This is a genomic window from Actimicrobium sp. CCI2.3 (assembly GCF_035019065.1).
Lineage (GTDB): Bacteria > Pseudomonadota > Gammaproteobacteria > Burkholderiales > Burkholderiaceae_D > Actimicrobium.
In genome coordinates this window covers 1-15591 of sequence record NZ_JASJWR010000038.1, presented here as the reverse complement: position 1 = coordinate 15591, position 15591 = coordinate 1, and the positions used below count along the sequence as shown (strand labels likewise).

Here is a 15591-nt window from a genome sequence, read left to right as displayed (position 1 = left end):
AGAATCGGCTGCAAAAATAGCTGGACGGTCCATATTTCACCGCTTTCTTGGCCAATAGCTCGCTGCATGGAATGTTGCAAAGCGGTACGGCAATGAATAATTTGACTCTGACCCTATTTGATATCGAATAAATCGACTCTGACCCCGATGGTGCGGGACGGCGATGGATAAATTGACTCTGACCCTATTTGATATTAAATAAATCGACTCTGACCCTGAATGGTAATTTTGTTTTGCGGGTCTTTCTCTGGCAGGTTACGAATACCTTTGGCTTTCCCCTCTTGTTCGCTGGATGATGTTTCTTCCCTTGGCGCAATAATCGGTGTCATATGGGGAGTTGCCGTTATATCGATGGCAATGCCGATCCCGACTGACACCGGATTTGCACAATGAACAGCATCAAATTGCCACTCTGGTTGAGCGGTCCGAACAGCAAGGCGATTGCCGCGCCGATCATCATTATCATGATGCTGTCGATGATGATTCTGCCGCTGCCGGCGTTTGTGCTGGATGTCTTTTTCAGCTTCAACATTGCCCTGTCCATCATCGTTTTGCTGACTGCCCTGTACACGGTGCGGCCGCTGGATTTCATGGCGTTTCCGACCGTGCTTCTGGTCAGTACGATGTTGCGGCTTTCGTTGAACGTGGCGTCGACCCGCGTCGTGCTGACCGAAGGTCACAAGGGCCCGGATGCTGCCGGCAAGGTGATCGAGGCGTTCGGCCACTTTTTGATCGGCGGTAATTACACGGTCGGTATCGTCGTCTTTATTATCCTGACCATCATCAACTTCACCGTCGTGACAAAAGGTGCCGGGCGGATTGCCGAGGTCGGTGCGCGTTTCGCCCTGGATGCGATGCCGGGCAAGCAGATGGCGATTGATGCCGATCTCAATGCCGGCCTGATTGGCGAGCCAGAAGCCAAGCGCCGCCGGACCGAAGTGGCGCAGGAAGCCGAGTTTTACGGTGCCATGGATGGTGCCTCCAAGTACGTGCGCGGCGATGCGGTCGCCGGCATCATCGTTACCGTCATCAACGTCATCGGCGGTTTGCTGGTTGGCTTGCTGCAGCATGATATGGGTTTCGCCGATGCGCTCAAGAACTACACGCTGCTCGCCATCGGTGACGGCCTGGTCGCACAGATTCCATCGCTGATCATTTCAACTGCGGCCGGCGTGGTCGTTTCGCGCGTCGCCAGTGACGTCGATATCGGTAGTCAGCTGGTGAATCAGCTGTTTGCCAAGCCGCAAGTGCTCTACATTACCGGTGCCATCATCGGCGGCATGGGGTTGATTCCGGGCATGCCGCATGTGGCATTCGTGCTGCTGGGATCGTTGCTGGGAGCCGCCGGCCATGCCGCTGCCAAACGCATTGCCGCTCCCGTCGAGGCGGTAGTCGAGCCAGTTGCGGCCGCTGCGCCAGTCGAAAGCGAAGAAGCGACCTGGCAGGACATCGTGCCGGTCGACATGCTTGGCCTGGAGGTGGGTTACCGCTTGATCCCGCTGGTCGACAAGACCCAGAGCGGCGAACTGCTCAAGCGTATCAAGGGCATCCGCAAGAAGTTCGCGCAGGAAGTGGGCTTTCTGTCGCCGCCGGTGCATATCCGCGACAATCTCGAATTGAAACCGTCGTCGTACCGGATCACTCTCAAAGGCGTCGAAGTCGGCACCGGCGAAGCGCATGCGGGCCAATTTCTGGCGATCAATCCGGGGATGGTGACGGGCACACTGGCCGGGACGCAGACGACGGATCCGGCTTTCGGTCTGCCCGCCGTCTGGATCGATTCCGCCATGCGCGAACAGGCCCAGACCATGGGATATACCGTGGTGGATGCCGGCACCGTGGTGGCGACGCACCTTAATCACTTGATCACCTCGCATGCCGCCGAGCTGCTGGGTCGTCAGGAAGTGCAGCAGTTACTCGATCACCTTGCCAAGGAGATGCCGAAGCTGGTCGAAGATCTGGTGCCGAAAATGGTATCGATCTCTACGTTGCAGAAGGTGTTGCAGAACCTGTTGAACGAAGGCGTCCACATCCGCGACATGCGCACCATCATCGAATGTCTGGCCGAACAGTCATCACAGGTGCAGGAATCGAACGAGCTGACTGCACTGGTGCGCATTGCACTGGGCCGGGCCATCGTGCAGGATATTTTCCCGGGGACGAACGAGTTGTCGGTGATGGCGCTGGATAACCGTCTTGAACGGCTGCTGATGCAGGCATTGCAGGCGAGCGGTCCGGACGGTGCCGGCATCGAGCCCGGTCTGGCCGATACGCTGCAGTTCCAGACCCAGCAAGCAGCGCTGCATCAGGAGCAACTCGGTCTGACGCCGGTGCTGCTGGTGCCGGCACCGTTGCGGGCACTGTTGTCGCGCTTTCTGCGTCGCGCGTTGCCACAACTAAAGGTACTATCGCACGCCGAATTACCCGATACGAAGACAATTAAAGTAACCAGCCTGGTTGGAGCTCAAGCATGAACGTGAAAAAATTCTCCGCAAGCAGTTCGCGTGATGCGTTGCGTCAAGTCCGTGAGGTTCTTGGGCCGGATGCCGTGATCCTGTCGAATCGCAACATCAATGGGCTGGTCGAAATTCTGGCACTGGCCAGCGAAGACATGTCGTCGCTGGCCTCGCCGGTGATTGAAAAAGAAACCCTGGCTGCGCAAGTGACGTTGCCGGCACAGGAGGCGACGATGCTGTCGGCCTTCGCCAAGCGGCGCACGGAAACCGATCAGGCCGCCGGTCTGGCCGGTGCGCTGGAACAGTCGCAGCAGGAACGCAATACGCGCCCGCCCGAGCCGTCACCGCAAATCAGCGTGTTGCGCGAGATGGCAGAAATGATGACCGAGCTGCGCTCGATGCGCACGATGATGGAGTCGCAGTTTTCCGAGCTGTCCTGGTCGTCGCAGCAAAAGCGCGAGCCGGTCAAAGCCACCATCCTGCGTGAATTGCTGGTGGCCGGATTCAGCGCCAGCCTGTCGCGCTACATGAGCGAAAACCTGCCGGCTGGCGCAACCGCAGCGACCGGCATGGCCTGGATCAAGACGGTGATGGCGCGCAATATTTGCGCGGTCTCCGATGAAAGCGCGATCCTCGAACAGGGTGGCGTGTTTGCGCTGGTCGGTCCGACCGGTGTCGGCAAGACCACCACCACCGCCAAGCTGGCGGCCCGTTGCGTGATGCGCCACGGTCCCGGCAAGCTGGCCCTGATCACGACGGATGGCTATCGTATCGGCGGCTACGAGCAATTGCGCATTTACGGAAAAATCCTCGGCGTGATGGTGCATTCGGTCAAGGATGAGTCCGACCTGCGCATCGCCCTGGACGAACTCAAGAACAAGCACACGGTACTCATCGACACCGTCGGGGTGAGCCAGCGCGACCATATGGTGACCGAACAGGTTGCGATGCTGCAAGGTGCCGGTTCCCACGTGAAGCGGCTGCTGTGCCTCAATGCCACGTCGACCGGCGAAACCTTGAACGAGGTCGTGCGCGCTTACCAGGGCAGTGGCCTGGCCGGTTGCGTGATGACCAAGCTGGACGAAGCCGCTACCATCGGTAATGTGCTCGATGTAGTGATCCGTCAGAAACTCAATTTGTTCTACGTCGCAAACGGCCAGCGCGTGCCGGAAGACCTGCATGTGGCCAACAAGCAGTATCTGGTCGACCGTGCTTTCAGGCTCAAGCATGAAAGCAAGCCGTTCCAGTTGACCGACGCCGAATTACCGCTGGTGATGGCGGGGGCCACGCGCTCCTTCAATGACAAGACTTTGCGTGAGGTGCATCTTGGCTAGTTTTTCTACCGACCAGGCAGAAGGACTGCGCCGCATGCTGGCCGGTTCCAAGCCACGCGTGGTCAGTCTTGTCTCGGCACTGGGTGCCGAAGAAAAATCAGGCACGCTGGTCAATCTGGCGGCCTCGCTGACCCGCACTGGCAGCAATGTGCTTTTGCTCGATGCCTGTTCGGCGTCGAACGGGCTGGCGAACCGGTTGGGTGCCGCATGCGCAGCAACACTGATGCAGGTGGCGCGCCAGGAACGCGGCCTCAATGAAGTCGTGCAGACGCTGGCGCAGGGTTTTGGCGTCGCCACACTGGCACGCGAGAATCTGCGCAGTGCGATGCAAGATGTCGATCAGGCCAGGCGATTGTCGAATACGTTCGGTGTGCTGGCCAGCCAGCATGACATTGTGCTGGTCGATGCCGAGCTCGATGGGGCGGATAGTTTTGTCTTGCCAGCCATGCAGCGTGGCGAAATTGTTGTACAGGTTTCAAGTAGCGGTAGCTCTATCACTGCCGCTTATGCGATCATCAAGCGCCTGAGTGCGCAACTGGGCCGTCGGCCATTCGGTATTCTGGTTACAGGTGCCAGTGAGCGCGACGCGCAGCAGGTGTTCGCCAACATGGCGCAGGCGGCCAGTCGATATCTGGCATTGGAACTGATCGCGATCGGGTCCGTGCCAGCCGACGCCGACCTCAAGCGGGCAGCGCAACTGGGTCGTTCGGTCATCGATGCCTTCCCGATGGCCTTGGCCTCGGTGGCTTTTCGCCGGCTGGCTGGACATTTTGCCAATGGGGATGCCGGTAGCATGCGCATGACCGAATTCGCCTGATCAGGGTCAACACAGGAGTCCTGGAGTTTCATGTACACACCGAGCGGAAAAACAGACAAGAATAATCTGCTGGTGCAGCACGCGCCGCTGGTCAAGCGACTCGCCCATCAGATGAAAGCCAAATTGCCGCCCAGCGTGGAAGTGGACGACTTGATTCAGGCCGGCATGATCGGTTTGTTCGATGCGATCAATCGTTACGAAGATACCCATGGTGCCCAGTTCGAAACCTATGCGGTGCAGCGTATCCGCGGTTCGATGCTCGACGAATTGCGCAGCAGCGACTGGCTGCCGCGCAGCATGCGCCAGAACATGCGCAAGATTGAAGTGGCGATGCAGGCCCTGCAGCAAAAGCTCGGTCGTCCACCGCTCGAAGCCGAATTAGCCAAGCACATGAAACTCTCGCTGGCCGATTATCAGGACCTGCTCGGTGAGGGGGGCGGCCACCAGCTGGTGTACTACGAAGATTTTCATGACAGCTCCGAAGGCAACGAACATTTTCTTGATCGCTATTGCACCGACTTGTCCGACAATCCGCTGCAGACCCTGCTCAATGCGGGGTTTCGTGAGGCCGTCATCCGCGCCATCGAAGCCTTGCCCGAACGTGAAAAAATACTGATGGGCCTGTACTACGAACAGGAAATGAACCTCAAGGAAATCGGTGCCGTGCTCGGCGTGTCCGAATCCCGGATCTCGCAACTGCACAGCCAGGCAATCGCCCGGATGCGCGCTTTCCTGAGGGAGAAGACATGGACTGGGGTAGCGTAGCCGGATTGGTACTGGCATTGCTCGGTATCGTTGTCGGACAAATGCTGGAGGGTGGTCGTCTCGGTGCGCTGGTGCAGCCCACCGCCTTTGTCATTGTGATTGTCGGCACGCTCGGTGCGGTGCTGTTGCAAAGCGGCTGGCCGACATTCCGGCGGGGCGTGCAAATGGCGGGAACGGTGTTTCGACTCCAGCCTGACCGGCATCTGGTGCATGCCGCCGATGTGGCGATGTGGAGCCAGACTGCCCGCCGCGAGGGTTTGCTCAGCCTCGAGCGCTTCATGAACAGGAACGACGATCCGTTCATCATCAAGGGGTTGCGCTTGCTCACCGACGGCATTGATCCGTACAAGCTGCGCGAAATTCTCGGCATCGAAATCAGCAGCTACGAAACACGCGAGCGCAAGTCGGCTCGCATCTGGGACGCCGCCGGTGGCTACGCCCCGACCATCGGCATTCTCGGAGCGGTCTTGGGCCTGATTCACGTGATGGAAAACCTGACTGATCCGAGCCGGCTCGGGGCTGGCATCGCGGTGGCGTTCGTCGCAACGATTTATGGCGTTGGCCTGGCCAATCTGGTCTTTCTGCCGATTGGCGGCAAGCTCAAGACCGCTGTCAACGACGAAGTCACCCGGCTGGAAATGCTGGCCGATGCGTTCTGCTGTATCGCTGCGGGCGATAATCCGATCTCGATCGAGGAACGCATGAAAGCCTACGAGCGCTAGGCCGGCATGAACAAATACCGCGAACCACCCAGCCCGACTTCGCACAGCCGCAAGCACTTCGAGGAGGACGCGCCCAGCCATGATCGCTGGCTCATTTCGTATGCCGATTTCATCACGCTGCTGTTCGCTTTTTTTGTCGTGATGTATGCCATCTCGACGGTCAATAACGGCAAGTACCGGGTGCTGTCGACATCGCTCGGCGCAGCCTTTGGCAGTTCGCCCATCATCCTCGCGCCACCGGTCCGCATCGAGCCACCGTCTGCGTTACCGCGTCGTGCGCCGCCAGCCGAACAGCAGCGTATCGCCTTGTTGCAGCGTGAAAAGGACAGCATGACCAGCATCGCCCGCGACATTCTCACGGTGCTGTCGCCGTTGGTCAGTTCGGGCAAGGTGCGGGTTACCCAGACCAGTCGCGGCGTCAGTATCGAGATCAATGCCAGCGTGCTGTTCGCCCCTGGCGAAGCGCGCCTGACGAGCGAGTCCGGTGCAGCATTGAGCGCGATCGCGCAAGTACTGAGCAGGGACACCCATGCGATCCAGATCGAAGGGCATACCGATAATCTGCCGATCTACAACGCAAGCTTTCCGTCCAATTGGGAATTGTCGAGCGTGCGCGCCAGCAGCGTGGTGCGGCTGTTTGCCGAAAACGGCGTAACGGCAAATCGCCTGACGGCAGTCGGCCACGGTTCCAACAAACCGGTCGGCAGTAACGATGCGCCGGAAGGACGAGTGCGCAACCGTCGCGTTGAAGTACTGATTCTGGCGACCTTGCCGGAGACCGTGACCGAAGTGCCGTTGCCGGGCAACGCCGCGCCCTGAGTGTTGATGCGGGAGTGGACTGTCGGTCTTGCGCTATGTTCGGTAGCGAACTGTTCTTTAGTTCATTCGCTGACATACTGACTCTCAAGAAACGAGTCGGATGAGTCTGCAGCAGCAGCCCTCACTGACGGCCCGTTCCTCCTTAGACCAAGAGGACACTACCATGACAAGCATGAAAAAATTAATCGCCATCGCGTGCGCTTCGGCCATCCTGATTTCGCTCGGCGGTTGCGCCGGCATGTCCAACCGTGACAAGAACACGGCAGCCGGTGCCGGTATCGGCGGCGTCGCCGGTGCAGTTCTGACTGGCGGTAGCGGAATCGGTACCGTCGGTGGTGCTGCAGTCGGCGGCGTGATCGGCAATCAGATCGGCAAGTAAGACGTCACCTGCAGACCGGCATGGCTCAGGCCATGTCGGTGCCGCTATGGGCAAAGCGCTCCAGCTCGTCGAACGTGACGACCTGGAGCGCTTTGCTATGGGTGCTTTCGAGCACCACCAGCGGGGCGGCACCAGCCTCGAACGCTTCTTTCCAGCGCAGGGCACACAGGCACCACTGATCGCCGGGTTTGAGCCCCGGAAAGCGCCATTGCGGATGCGGCGTCGAGAGGTCATTGCCGCGTGCCTTGCTGAAGGCAAGGAATTCGGCGGTCATGACCGCGCAAATCACATGGGTGCCGACATCTTCGTCGTTGGTCTTGCAGCAGCCATCGCGAAAATAACCGGTCAGCGGATCGAAAGAGCAGGGCACCAGCGGTTCGCCAAGAACGTTGCGGGCGGGTTCAATGCGGGGTGTCGTCATGATGGATTCCTAAGCGGAGAAATAGTGCGGACTGGTCAGGGTAACAGGTGTCTTGTGACCCTGCGCCGGTGATGATGGTTGCCTTTCTTAATCCTGCTTCCCCGTCATTTTCTCCGGAAACGATTGCGGCCGGACCGCTCTTTGCCGAGGCGGTCCTCAGAGGCGAGCCGGATGCGCGTGAGTGGTATCTGGATGTGTTCAAGGCCGGCAGTTTGGCGTATCAAAGCTGCCGGTACTCTCGCGGCGATTGTGGCGGGGCGGTAGAGATTATTTGTGAGGCCGAAAAGCCATAACTTTTTTAACGCTGGCGTTTCAAATTGCAGCAATAGAGCGGTGGTGCAGCATGTGTGGTTTGCCATCAAACGCTGACCAGTGCGGTTAGGGATCGTGTTGAGAACACCGTTACAATGGCGACATGCCGCTACGCTCCCCACTTTTCGAATATTCACTGACAGACACGCTATCGTCACCACTGCCATCGACCTCGTCGGTTAGTTGCGCCGTCAACAAGCAGCCCCGGCACGCTTATCTGGAATTTTTCGCGGGTAGCGGACTGGTCGCCCAGGGACTGAAAACGATGTTCAAGCCCATCTGGGCCAATGATATCGATGTCAAGAAAGCGGCGGTTTATACGGCGAACCACACCAGCAAGCACTTTCACCTCGGCTCCATTGCCGATGTAACAGGCAAGGAACTCCCTGCTGCGGCTTTGGCATGGGCATCTTTCCCCTGTCAGGATCTGTCCCTCGCGGGTCTTGCTGGCGGCATTCACGGCAAGCGTAGCGGCCTGGTATGGGACTGGTTGCGCATCATTGATGAGATGTCCATAGCACCACCGATCCTGGTCGCGGAAAATGTCCTGGGCTTGGTGTCATCGTCCGGTGGTGCTCACTACCGCAAGCTGCATGCTGCGTTGACAGAGCGGGGCTACAAAGTGGGTGCCATGCTGATCGATGCCGTACGCTTCGTTCCTCAATCTCGTCCGCGTATCTTTGTTGTCGCTGTGCGAAACGATTTGCATGTGCCCGCCGAACTCACCAGCACAACGCCAACCTGGCTGCATCCGGCATCGGTGCAAAAGGCAGCCAGCGGTTTGGATAACTGGGTTTGGTGGCATATGCCCGAGCCACCCGCGCGTTCGGGAGTCCTGGCGGATATTGTGGAATTTGGTGCCGGCTATGCGAACACGCAATCGGACGAGCGCAATATCAGTTTGATCTCCCCCAAGCACGCTGCCTTGCTGAGCGCTCTGCCGAAAAAGCAGACGTTCGTGGCTCCGGGCTATAAACGTACGCGAGCGGGCAAACAGGTGCTGGAACTGCGGTTTGATCATGTTGCAGGATGTCTGCGCACTCCCAGCGGAGGGAGCAGTCGGCAAATTCTTGTTATCCGAAAAAACGGCGAACTCAGAAGCCGTTTGTTGACTGTCAAGGAAACCGCTCGTCTGATGGGTGCGCCTGAAGACTACAAAATTCCGGGTACTTACAATGACGGCTACAAGGCAATGGGTGATGCCGTAGCCGTTCCGGTCGCCACATGGCTCGCTGAAAAATTACTCTTGCCTTTGGCAGACACGTATGCAGATCAATCCGAAGCTTGAAGCCGCGTTAGTTCAGTTCAAGGCAGATTATCAGGTCAGTGGTGCCGGGGCTCTCGGAACCGTGCTGGTTCTTACGCGAAAGGCGAAAGTTCTTGGCCTACCCTTCGATCCGGAGAAGTTACTGACACCCGGTCGCTGATGCCGTGTCTGCGAGGTCTGGTGACTTCGTCATCGACAATGCCGTCATTCACTGCACGACGGCACCATCGGAAGCGCTTCTTCGGAAGTGCGAAGCCAACATCAAGGCGGGGCAACATCCCATCATCCTGACGATTGCGAAGATGATTGGCGCTGCCGAAGGTTTGGCAGAGAATGCTGGCATCGAAGGCCGCGTTGAGGTAATGGATGCGCTTCAGTTCCTCGCGGCGAACCTCTACGAGATGAGCCTTTTTAAAGGCGCGGACCGAAAAATCACAGTCATTCGACTCATCGAAAAATATAACGAGATCGTCCCCGCGCATGAAGCGGACGTAAGTCTGCGTATTACTTTCGACTGACCTCCTTTTTGCCGTTCCTGCATCACAACTGCGCGGGCAAGCTGATCCGCACAGTCGTCCCGCGTACCGGATTGGCGAATACGGTGGCAGTGCCGCCAAGGAAGGACGCGCGTTCGCTCAGGCCACGGATGCCATAGGTCGATTGATTGCTGATGCGCTCGGGCGCAATGCCGATACCGTCGTCGCGTATCGTCAGGGTTGCCTGGTCTTCGTCGACGTCAAGGATCACGTCGACCTTGCTGGCCTGCGCATGCTTGGCGACATTGTTGAGCGCTTCCTGCAACATACGGTATAGCGTGATTTCCAGCTTGTGCGGCAAGGCGACGTCGTCATCGGGAAGACTGGTCTTGCAGACGATGCCGGTGCGCTGTTCGAATTCTTCGAGCTGTTCAATGATGCCGGCTTTCAGGCCGAACAGGTCCAGCATGATAGGTCGCAGACCGATCTGTATGCGGCGGGTCGTGGCAACCAGCGAAGCCACCAGGGCCCGTACGCGCTCGGCCTTGTCGGCCCATTTTGGCTCGTCGGGCAAGGCCTTGTAGATACTGTCGAGGTGCATGTTCAGCGAGGTCAGCGAAGCGCCCATGTCATCGTGCAGTTCGCGTGCGATGCTGCGTTTTTCTTCTTCGCGCACCGACTCCAGATGGTCGCCGAGCTTGCGCAGCACGGCCGTGCGCTGGCTGATGGTGGCTTCCAGTTCGGCTTCGCGCTGCTTGAGCTGGCGCTCCATTTCCTTGCGCGTGCTGATGTCGGTGCTGATGCCGATCAGGCCAAGCAGCTGGCCATGGGCATCGAACCACGGTGCCTTGGTCGACGAGTAGGTCCGCTCGCCCTGGGACAGATGCAGCGTTTGTTCCAGCGTGGCTGACACCTTGCCTTCCATGATGCGCTGGTCGTCGCGGTCGATCTGGGCGGCTTCGTCCGGATCAGACAGCAGTTCATTGCTGCCATGATGCAGGACTTCGTCGCGCGTCTTGCCGAGGCTGCGCAGCGTGGCCGGATTCGCAAAAATCAGCTTGCCTTCGCGGTTCTTGACGAAGATCTGATCGTCGGTATTGTCGCTGACAGCAATGAGCAGCGAACTGGCTTCGGCAAGGTTGCTGGCGCTTTGCAAACGGGCCCGGTATTCGTCGTTGACGGTGGCCGCCGTGCGCCAGAAAATCACCAGAATGACGGTGCTGTTGAGCAGCGTCAGTATCGGCGACACCATGGGCTGACCATACAGTCCCAGCAGCGCACCACGGCTGATAATCCAGTTCAGCAGCACCAGCACCAGCAGGGTTTGCGGCAACGAACGGCGCAGCATCTGCCCCCCCGGTACGTTGTCGGTAATGATTGCCATCAGACTGCGGCTCGGTTGCGACAAAAGCAAACCGGTACCCAGACTGAAAAATGCCAGCGCAGCCGTGGCCGGTACGGGTACGGCATTACCCAGATCGGCCAATGCCCCGACCTGATAGGCCAGTCCCGCCAGCGGTACCAGGTTCAGTGCGGCCAGGCTCAGCGCGATGAATTCGGTGGGTGCATGATGCTGTCGCGTGCGAACGTCCTGCAGCAGCAGGGCGGTGCCCGTCAGGACCAGCGAGAAGGCGCTGATCGGATGCATCGGTATAGCCGGATTACCGGTGACGGAAAGTGTCAAGTTGCTCAGGAACGCATCGAGACCCAGGCCGGGCAGGGATAAACCGTGCGCCACGGCGGCCAGGCCGAGTAGCGTCACCAGTGCGGCGAAGCACAGCGCCAGCAATCGCACTGGCAGCAACCGGATCAGAGAGTGGCTTTGCAATGCCAGCGTCATCCCGGCCAGCAGCAAGCCCAGTGCGACATTGGCCGGCATCAAGGGCAGCAGCGGCAAGCGCGACATTGCCAGCACGCCGGCACCAGTCAAGCTGACCACCAGTGCAATGCCCAGTGCAATCCGGCGGCAACGCAAGGAAAGTTGCGTCGTTGGATCGGCGTGTAGCTGGTCCAGTTCGTGGCTCAGGCTGTCATCAGTCCCGTTCAGGTCGGAGAGCGGCAGATTCACAAAGCTCCTTGTCGGTAGTTTTGTCATCTTGGGGGAAATCCAGCCTGCTTTCGCTGCGATGCATCAACGTCGCGATCGGCCTGAACAAGGGACGTCACGGCGGGGTGTCGACGGCCGCAGCGATTTGCCGGCTCAATTCGGCCAGCGCACGGCTGTGAGCTGCGGCCAGATCGGCGTAGTCGTTACCTGAGACCGGTTCGTGCCAGCGCATGCTGCCACTGCGCACGGAGCCGGCGGCGGGGCGGATGTGCCAGGTTGCCGACAGATCGACGGCGACACCGAGTTGCGAATCGAAACGGTCGACATCGATATCGACTGTCGTTGTGGCGGTTGTCGTGGTTGTCGTGGCTGTCGCGGTACTTCCCGGCACCGCCAGGTTCGCCGCGACGACGCGTGCAATGGCACTGCGCAGCGATTCGGCCCAGCGTCGCTGTTCGAGCAGGTTGACCTGATTGCTACCTGAGCGCAGCACCATCTGTGGCCGGTCGACCAGTTCCGGTACCGTGACATGACCGATCCGCACGGCGCTGGTGCTGGTGGATGTGCCGGACGCGGAGAGCGCCTCCAGCGTATAGAACTGCGTGGCCGGGGTGCTGGCGCAAGCGGCCAGTAACAGGCTGGCAGCGAGCAGCGCGGCGAGTGTGCGGGGCAGGCGCGAGGTCATGGGTTGTCCTTTTTGCCGCGTAGCAGCGCTTCCGGATGGCGGTCTAGATAATCGGTCAACGAGCGCAACGCTTGTGCGGCGCGGCTGATATCGCTCAGGGTGGTGCGCAGGTCTTGCTGCAAAGGGGCATCGCTGGCCAGCACGGCATCGGCGCTGGCGACGGTCTTGCGCACCTGTTCGAGGGTTGCGCTGGCTTGTGGCGTCAGTTCGGTATCGACGCGCTGCACCAGCGCGTTGGTGCTCTTGAGCGTGCTGTCGAGTGACTTCAGTGCCACGCGCAGATCGGCACCGATCTGTTCCAGCGGCACCTTGTCGAGCCGGCGGGCAATCCGGCTGAGGATGGTTTGCAGTTCCTCCAGCGTGCCGGGCACGGTCGCCAGCGTGATCGGTTCCTGCTTCCAGTCGATGCGGGTCTTGGCGGCGTCCGGGAAAAAATCCAGCGCGACGAACAACTGGCCGGTCAGCAGATTGCCGGTTTTCAGTTGTGCGCGCATGCCGCGTGCAACCAGCGCGTCGATGACCTTGCGCGACGACGCTTCGGTAGGGGTGCCGTTGGGATTGCGTGATTGCAGGCGTTGCGGGTAGATATTGACAGCGACCGGGAAGCGGAACACCTTGTCTGTGCGGTCGACTTCGAGACGGATGTCCGTGACTTCGCCGATGACGATGCCGCGGAAATCGACCGGTGCGCCAGGTGCCAGTCCGCGTGTCGATTCCTCAAAATACAGCACGGCCTTGCGCACCACGGTATCGGCAGGTTTCATGGCATTGTCGCGGTTGCCGAATAGCGTGAAAGTGCTGTTGTCTTTCGCTTCAGGGGCAACGGGCAAATCATCGGGTGCGCCAAAACTGACGCCGCCTGACAGGATCGATGCCAGCGACTCGGTGGCCAGCTTGACGCCGGAGGCATCAAGGCTCAGTTCGACACCGCTGGCTTGCCAGAAGCGCGAAGTGGTGGTCACGTATTTGTCGTAGGGGGCATTGACGAAGACATGCAGGATGACTCCGGTGCCGTTCGGGTCGAGTTCGTAGGCGGTGATCTGGCCTGCCTGAATATGCCGGAAAAAGACGGGTGCGCCGATGTCGAGCGAGCCAATCTGTTCGGCATGCAGCACGAACTGGCGGCCGGTCAGTCCGGTCAGCACGAAGGGCGGTACGTCTAGCCCGGTGAAGGCATCACGGCTTTCTTCGGAGGTGCCGGCATCGACACCGATGTACGAACCCGAGAGCAACGTGCCCAGTCCGGAAATGCCCCCGGCACCGACCCGCGGTCGCACCACCCAGAAGCGCGTGTCGTCGCGCAGGAAACTGTCGGCACTCTTGACCAGCTGGGCCGTGACGACGACCTGCTTGCGATCCGGCGACAGCGTGATGCGGCCGACGGTGCCGATCTCGACTTCCTTGTACTTGATCTGCGTCTTGCCGGCTTCCAGTCCTTCTGCACTCTTGAAGTTGATCGTGATGGTCGGGCCACGCGCCATCAGTGTCTGGATCAGGATGGTGCCGCCGACCAGGGATGCAATCATCGGGATCAACCAGATCAGCCATGGCGCCCAATGCCAGCGCGGGGCGCGCACGGCATGGGGCAAATCGGTCTTGTCGGTTACTTCAGTCAAGTTTGTTCTCCATGCTTGTTTTCCATGTATTCGTTATCCACGTAATCCCAGATCAGGCGCGGATCAAAACTGCTGGACGCCAGCAAGGTCAGTACGACCACCGCACCGAAGGCAGCAGCGCCCGGACCGGCCTCGATGCGAGCAAACGACTGCACCTGCACCAGCGCCACCAGCACCGCCACCACATAAATATCGAGCATCGACCAGCGTCCGATCGCCTCGATCAGCCGATACATCCGGGAGCGCTGGCGCGGCTGCCAGCTCGAGCGTAACTGGACCGACAACGTCAGCAGGGAGAGCGCCATCAACTTGAACAGCGGAATCACGATGCTGGCAACAAATACCAGCAGTGCCAGCATGTGCGAACCGCCAATCCACAGGAAGACCACGCCGCTCATGATGGTGTCGTCCCGCACCGAAAAAAATGACCGGCTCTGCATGATCGGCATCAGGTTAGCCGGAATGTACAGGATCATCGCCGCCAGCAGGAAAGCCCAGGTCTTGCGAATGCTGTGCGGAATACGCTGATGCAGCGGCGCGGCACAGCGCGGACAGTTGCTCGGGCCTGCGCTGGCAAGTGGTTTGCACAGCAAATCGCAGGCGTTGCAGCGCAGCAGTCCGCGTGCGGCTGCCGTGACAGCAAGCCCTGGCTGTGGTTCAGTCATGGATCGCCATTTTTTGCCACAAGTCGCGCGGATTGAAAAAATGCGCAGCCGCCGCCAGCGTCAGCATCAACGCACCGAACGACCACAATGCCACACCCGGTACCACGGAGGAAAAGGTGGCCATTTTTACCACCGAAACCAGCACACCCAGCATGAAGACTTCGATCATGCCCCACGGCCTGAGCAGCTCGATGAGCCGGAAGGTCAGTGCCCGGCCAGGAACGGTGACGCCTAGCCGACGCGGCAACAGCAGATACAGCATCGCCGCCATCTCGATGGCCGGCACGACGATGGTGGTACTAAACACCAGCAGCGCCACCGACAGCAGGTCTTGCGAGGCCAGCGTGGTGACGGCACCGAATAACGTCGACGTTGTCTGGTTACCTTGCAGTTCCAGTCGCACCAACGGGAAAAAATTGGCCAGCAAAAACAGCAAGACGCTGGCCAGCGTGAAGGCCAGCGTCGTATCCGGTCCGTGCAGCGTTTGCCGGTACAGTTGCGCACCGCAACGCAGACAGAGCGCCTCCGCGTGTGGCGGCAACGCGATTTCGTGCTGCAGCAGGTCGCATTCGCGACAGGCAATCAGGGGCAGTGCAGTAGCAGCACGGTCGTTGGACATGGAAACGGAAGGTAAGGTGGTCGGCCTGGCAGCGGCCGGGACGGCAAATTATACGGCCGTGGCGAGACTAGGAGCCTGTCGGACTTAGGGAATCGAAGCGAAAAAATAGCTGGACGAGGACAGATTTTGCCGATTTCGCAGTGCCAATAGCGAGCTATTGGCCAAGAAAGCGGTGAAATATGGACCGTCCA

Annotated in this window: 15 protein-coding genes; 9 read left to right on the top strand and 6 right to left on the bottom strand. The window is 59.6% G+C overall.

Features of this window, described 5'->3' with window-relative positions; all coding sequences use genetic code 11:
• Window positions 1-389: 389 nt before the first annotated feature.
• From flhA to QN370_RS17995, 7 genes are all read left to right on the top strand, one after another.
• Window positions 390-2474, top strand: coding sequence for a flagellar biosynthesis protein FlhA (gene flhA / locus QN370_RS18025; RefSeq protein ID WP_322128002.1), 2085 nt, complete (start codon window positions 390-392; stop codon window positions 2472-2474).
• Window positions 2471-3790 carry a flagellar biosynthesis protein FlhF gene (flhF, locus tag QN370_RS18020; RefSeq protein ID WP_322128001.1) on the top strand — a complete coding sequence of 440 codons (1320 nt, stop codon included), beginning with the start codon at window positions 2471-2473 and terminating at the stop codon, window positions 3788-3790. The genes flhA and flhF overlap by 4 nt, the downstream gene beginning before the upstream one ends.
• The gene (locus tag QN370_RS18015) at window positions 3783-4607 is read left to right on the top strand and encodes an antiactivator of flagellar biosynthesis FleN protein (RefSeq protein WP_322128000.1); all 825 of its coding nucleotides are present in this window, start codon (window positions 3783-3785) and stop codon (window positions 4605-4607) included. Before flhF ends, QN370_RS18015 begins: the two co-directional genes overlap by 8 nt.
• Before the next feature lie 30 nt (window positions 4608-4637).
• Window positions 4638-5372: an RNA polymerase sigma factor FliA gene (locus tag QN370_RS18010; protein ID WP_322127999.1), complete on the top strand. Its 735-nt coding sequence runs from the start codon at window positions 4638-4640 to the stop codon at window positions 5370-5372.
• Window positions 5354-6094 (top strand): flagellar motor protein, encoded by a 741-nt coding sequence (locus QN370_RS18005; protein ID WP_322127998.1) that lies wholly within the window; start codon window positions 5354-5356, stop codon window positions 6092-6094. Before QN370_RS18010 ends, QN370_RS18005 begins: the two co-directional genes overlap by 19 nt.
• Window positions 6095-6100: 6 nt before the next feature.
• Complete coding sequence (gene motD, locus QN370_RS18000; RefSeq protein ID WP_322127997.1) at window positions 6101-6913, top strand: flagellar motor protein MotD; 813 nt, start codon at window positions 6101-6103, stop codon at window positions 6911-6913.
• Between the two features lie 172 nt (window positions 6914-7085).
• Window positions 7086-7292 carry a glycine zipper 2TM domain-containing protein gene (locus tag QN370_RS17995; protein WP_416172152.1) on the top strand — a complete coding sequence of 69 codons (207 nt, stop codon included), beginning with the start codon at window positions 7086-7088 and terminating at the stop codon, window positions 7290-7292.
• A 25-nt stretch (window positions 7293-7317) separates the two neighbouring features.
• On the opposite strand, the gene QN370_RS17990 is transcribed toward QN370_RS17995, so the two are convergent.
• Window positions 7318-7713, bottom strand: a complete 396-nt coding sequence (locus QN370_RS17990) for a DUF2237 domain-containing protein (RefSeq protein ID WP_322127995.1) — start codon at window positions 7711-7713, stop codon at window positions 7318-7320.
• Between the two features lie 415 nt (window positions 7714-8128).
• Here QN370_RS17990 and QN370_RS17985 point away from each other — a divergent pair, with 415 nt between their 5' ends.
• Both QN370_RS17985 and QN370_RS17980 read left to right on the top strand, forming a co-directional pair.
• Entirely contained in the window at window positions 8129-9313 is a 1185-nt protein-coding gene (locus QN370_RS17985) for a DNA cytosine methyltransferase (RefSeq protein WP_322127994.1), read from the top strand.
• A gap of 143 nt (window positions 9314-9456) precedes the next feature.
• Window positions 9457-9810: a DUF4928 family protein gene (locus QN370_RS17980; RefSeq protein ID WP_322127993.1), complete on the top strand. Its 354-nt coding sequence runs from the start codon at window positions 9457-9459 to the stop codon at window positions 9808-9810.
• A 22-nt stretch (window positions 9811-9832) separates the two neighbouring features.
• Here the strand turns inward: QN370_RS17980 and QN370_RS17975 are convergent, their stop codons facing one another.
• The 5 genes from QN370_RS17975 to QN370_RS17955 all read right to left on the bottom strand — a co-directional run bounded on the left by QN370_RS17975 (window position 9833) and on the right by QN370_RS17955 (window position 15400).
• On the bottom strand, window positions 9833-11836 hold the full coding sequence (locus QN370_RS17975; protein WP_322127992.1) for a PAS domain-containing sensor histidine kinase: 2004 nt from the start codon (window positions 11834-11836) through the stop codon (window positions 9833-9835).
• Window positions 11837-11930: 94 nt separating this feature from the next.
• Window positions 11931-12500: a PqiC family protein gene (locus QN370_RS17970; RefSeq protein WP_322127991.1), complete on the bottom strand. Its 570-nt coding sequence runs from the start codon at window positions 12498-12500 to the stop codon at window positions 11931-11933.
• Window positions 12497-14116 carry an intermembrane transport protein PqiB gene (locus QN370_RS17965; protein WP_322127990.1) on the bottom strand — a complete coding sequence of 540 codons (1620 nt, stop codon included), beginning with the start codon at window positions 14114-14116 and terminating at the stop codon, window positions 12497-12499. The genes QN370_RS17970 and QN370_RS17965 overlap by 4 nt, the downstream gene beginning before the upstream one ends.
• Entirely contained in the window at window positions 14113-14781 is a 669-nt protein-coding gene (locus QN370_RS17960; RefSeq protein ID WP_322127989.1) for a paraquat-inducible protein A, read from the bottom strand. The genes QN370_RS17965 and QN370_RS17960 overlap by 4 nt, the downstream gene beginning before the upstream one ends.
• Window positions 14774-15400, bottom strand: a complete 627-nt coding sequence (locus QN370_RS17955; protein ID WP_322127988.1) for a paraquat-inducible protein A — start codon at window positions 15398-15400, stop codon at window positions 14774-14776. Before QN370_RS17955 ends, QN370_RS17960 begins: the two co-directional genes overlap by 8 nt.
• Between the last annotated feature and the right edge of the window lie 191 nt (window positions 15401-15591).

Excerpts from the sequence above, each read along its gene's own strand:
- flhA (WP_322128002.1), top strand. The coding sequence starts at position 390 with ATGAACAGCATCAAATTGCCACTCTGGTTGAGCGGTCCGAACAGCAAG.
- flhF (WP_322128001.1), top strand. The coding sequence starts at position 2,471 with ATGAACGTGAAAAAATTCTCCGCAAGCAGTTCGCGTGATGCGTTGCGT.
- QN370_RS18010 (WP_322127999.1), top strand. The coding sequence starts at position 4,638 with ATGTACACACCGAGCGGAAAAACAGACAAGAATAATCTGCTGGTGCAG.
- QN370_RS18005 (WP_322127998.1), top strand. The coding sequence starts at position 5,354 with ATGGACTGGGGTAGCGTAGCCGGATTGGTACTGGCATTGCTCGGTATC.
- motD (WP_322127997.1), top strand. The coding sequence starts at position 6,101 with ATGAACAAATACCGCGAACCACCCAGCCCGACTTCGCACAGCCGCAAG.
- QN370_RS17995 (WP_416172152.1), top strand. The coding sequence starts at position 7,086 with ATGAAAAAATTAATCGCCATCGCGTGCGCTTCGGCCATCCTGATTTCG.
- QN370_RS17990 (WP_322127995.1), bottom strand. The coding sequence starts at position 7,713 with ATGACGACACCCCGCATTGAACCCGCCCGCAACGTTCTTGGCGAACCG.
- QN370_RS17985 (WP_322127994.1), top strand. The coding sequence starts at position 8,129 with ATGCCGCTACGCTCCCCACTTTTCGAATATTCACTGACAGACACGCTA.
- QN370_RS17970 (WP_322127991.1), bottom strand. The coding sequence starts at position 12,500 with ATGACCTCGCGCCTGCCCCGCACACTCGCCGCGCTGCTCGCTGCCAGC.
- QN370_RS17960 (WP_322127989.1), bottom strand. The coding sequence starts at position 14,781 with ATGACTGAACCACAGCCAGGGCTTGCTGTCACGGCAGCCGCACGCGGA.
- QN370_RS17955 (WP_322127988.1), bottom strand. The coding sequence starts at position 15,400 with ATGTCCAACGACCGTGCTGCTACTGCACTGCCCCTGATTGCCTGTCGC.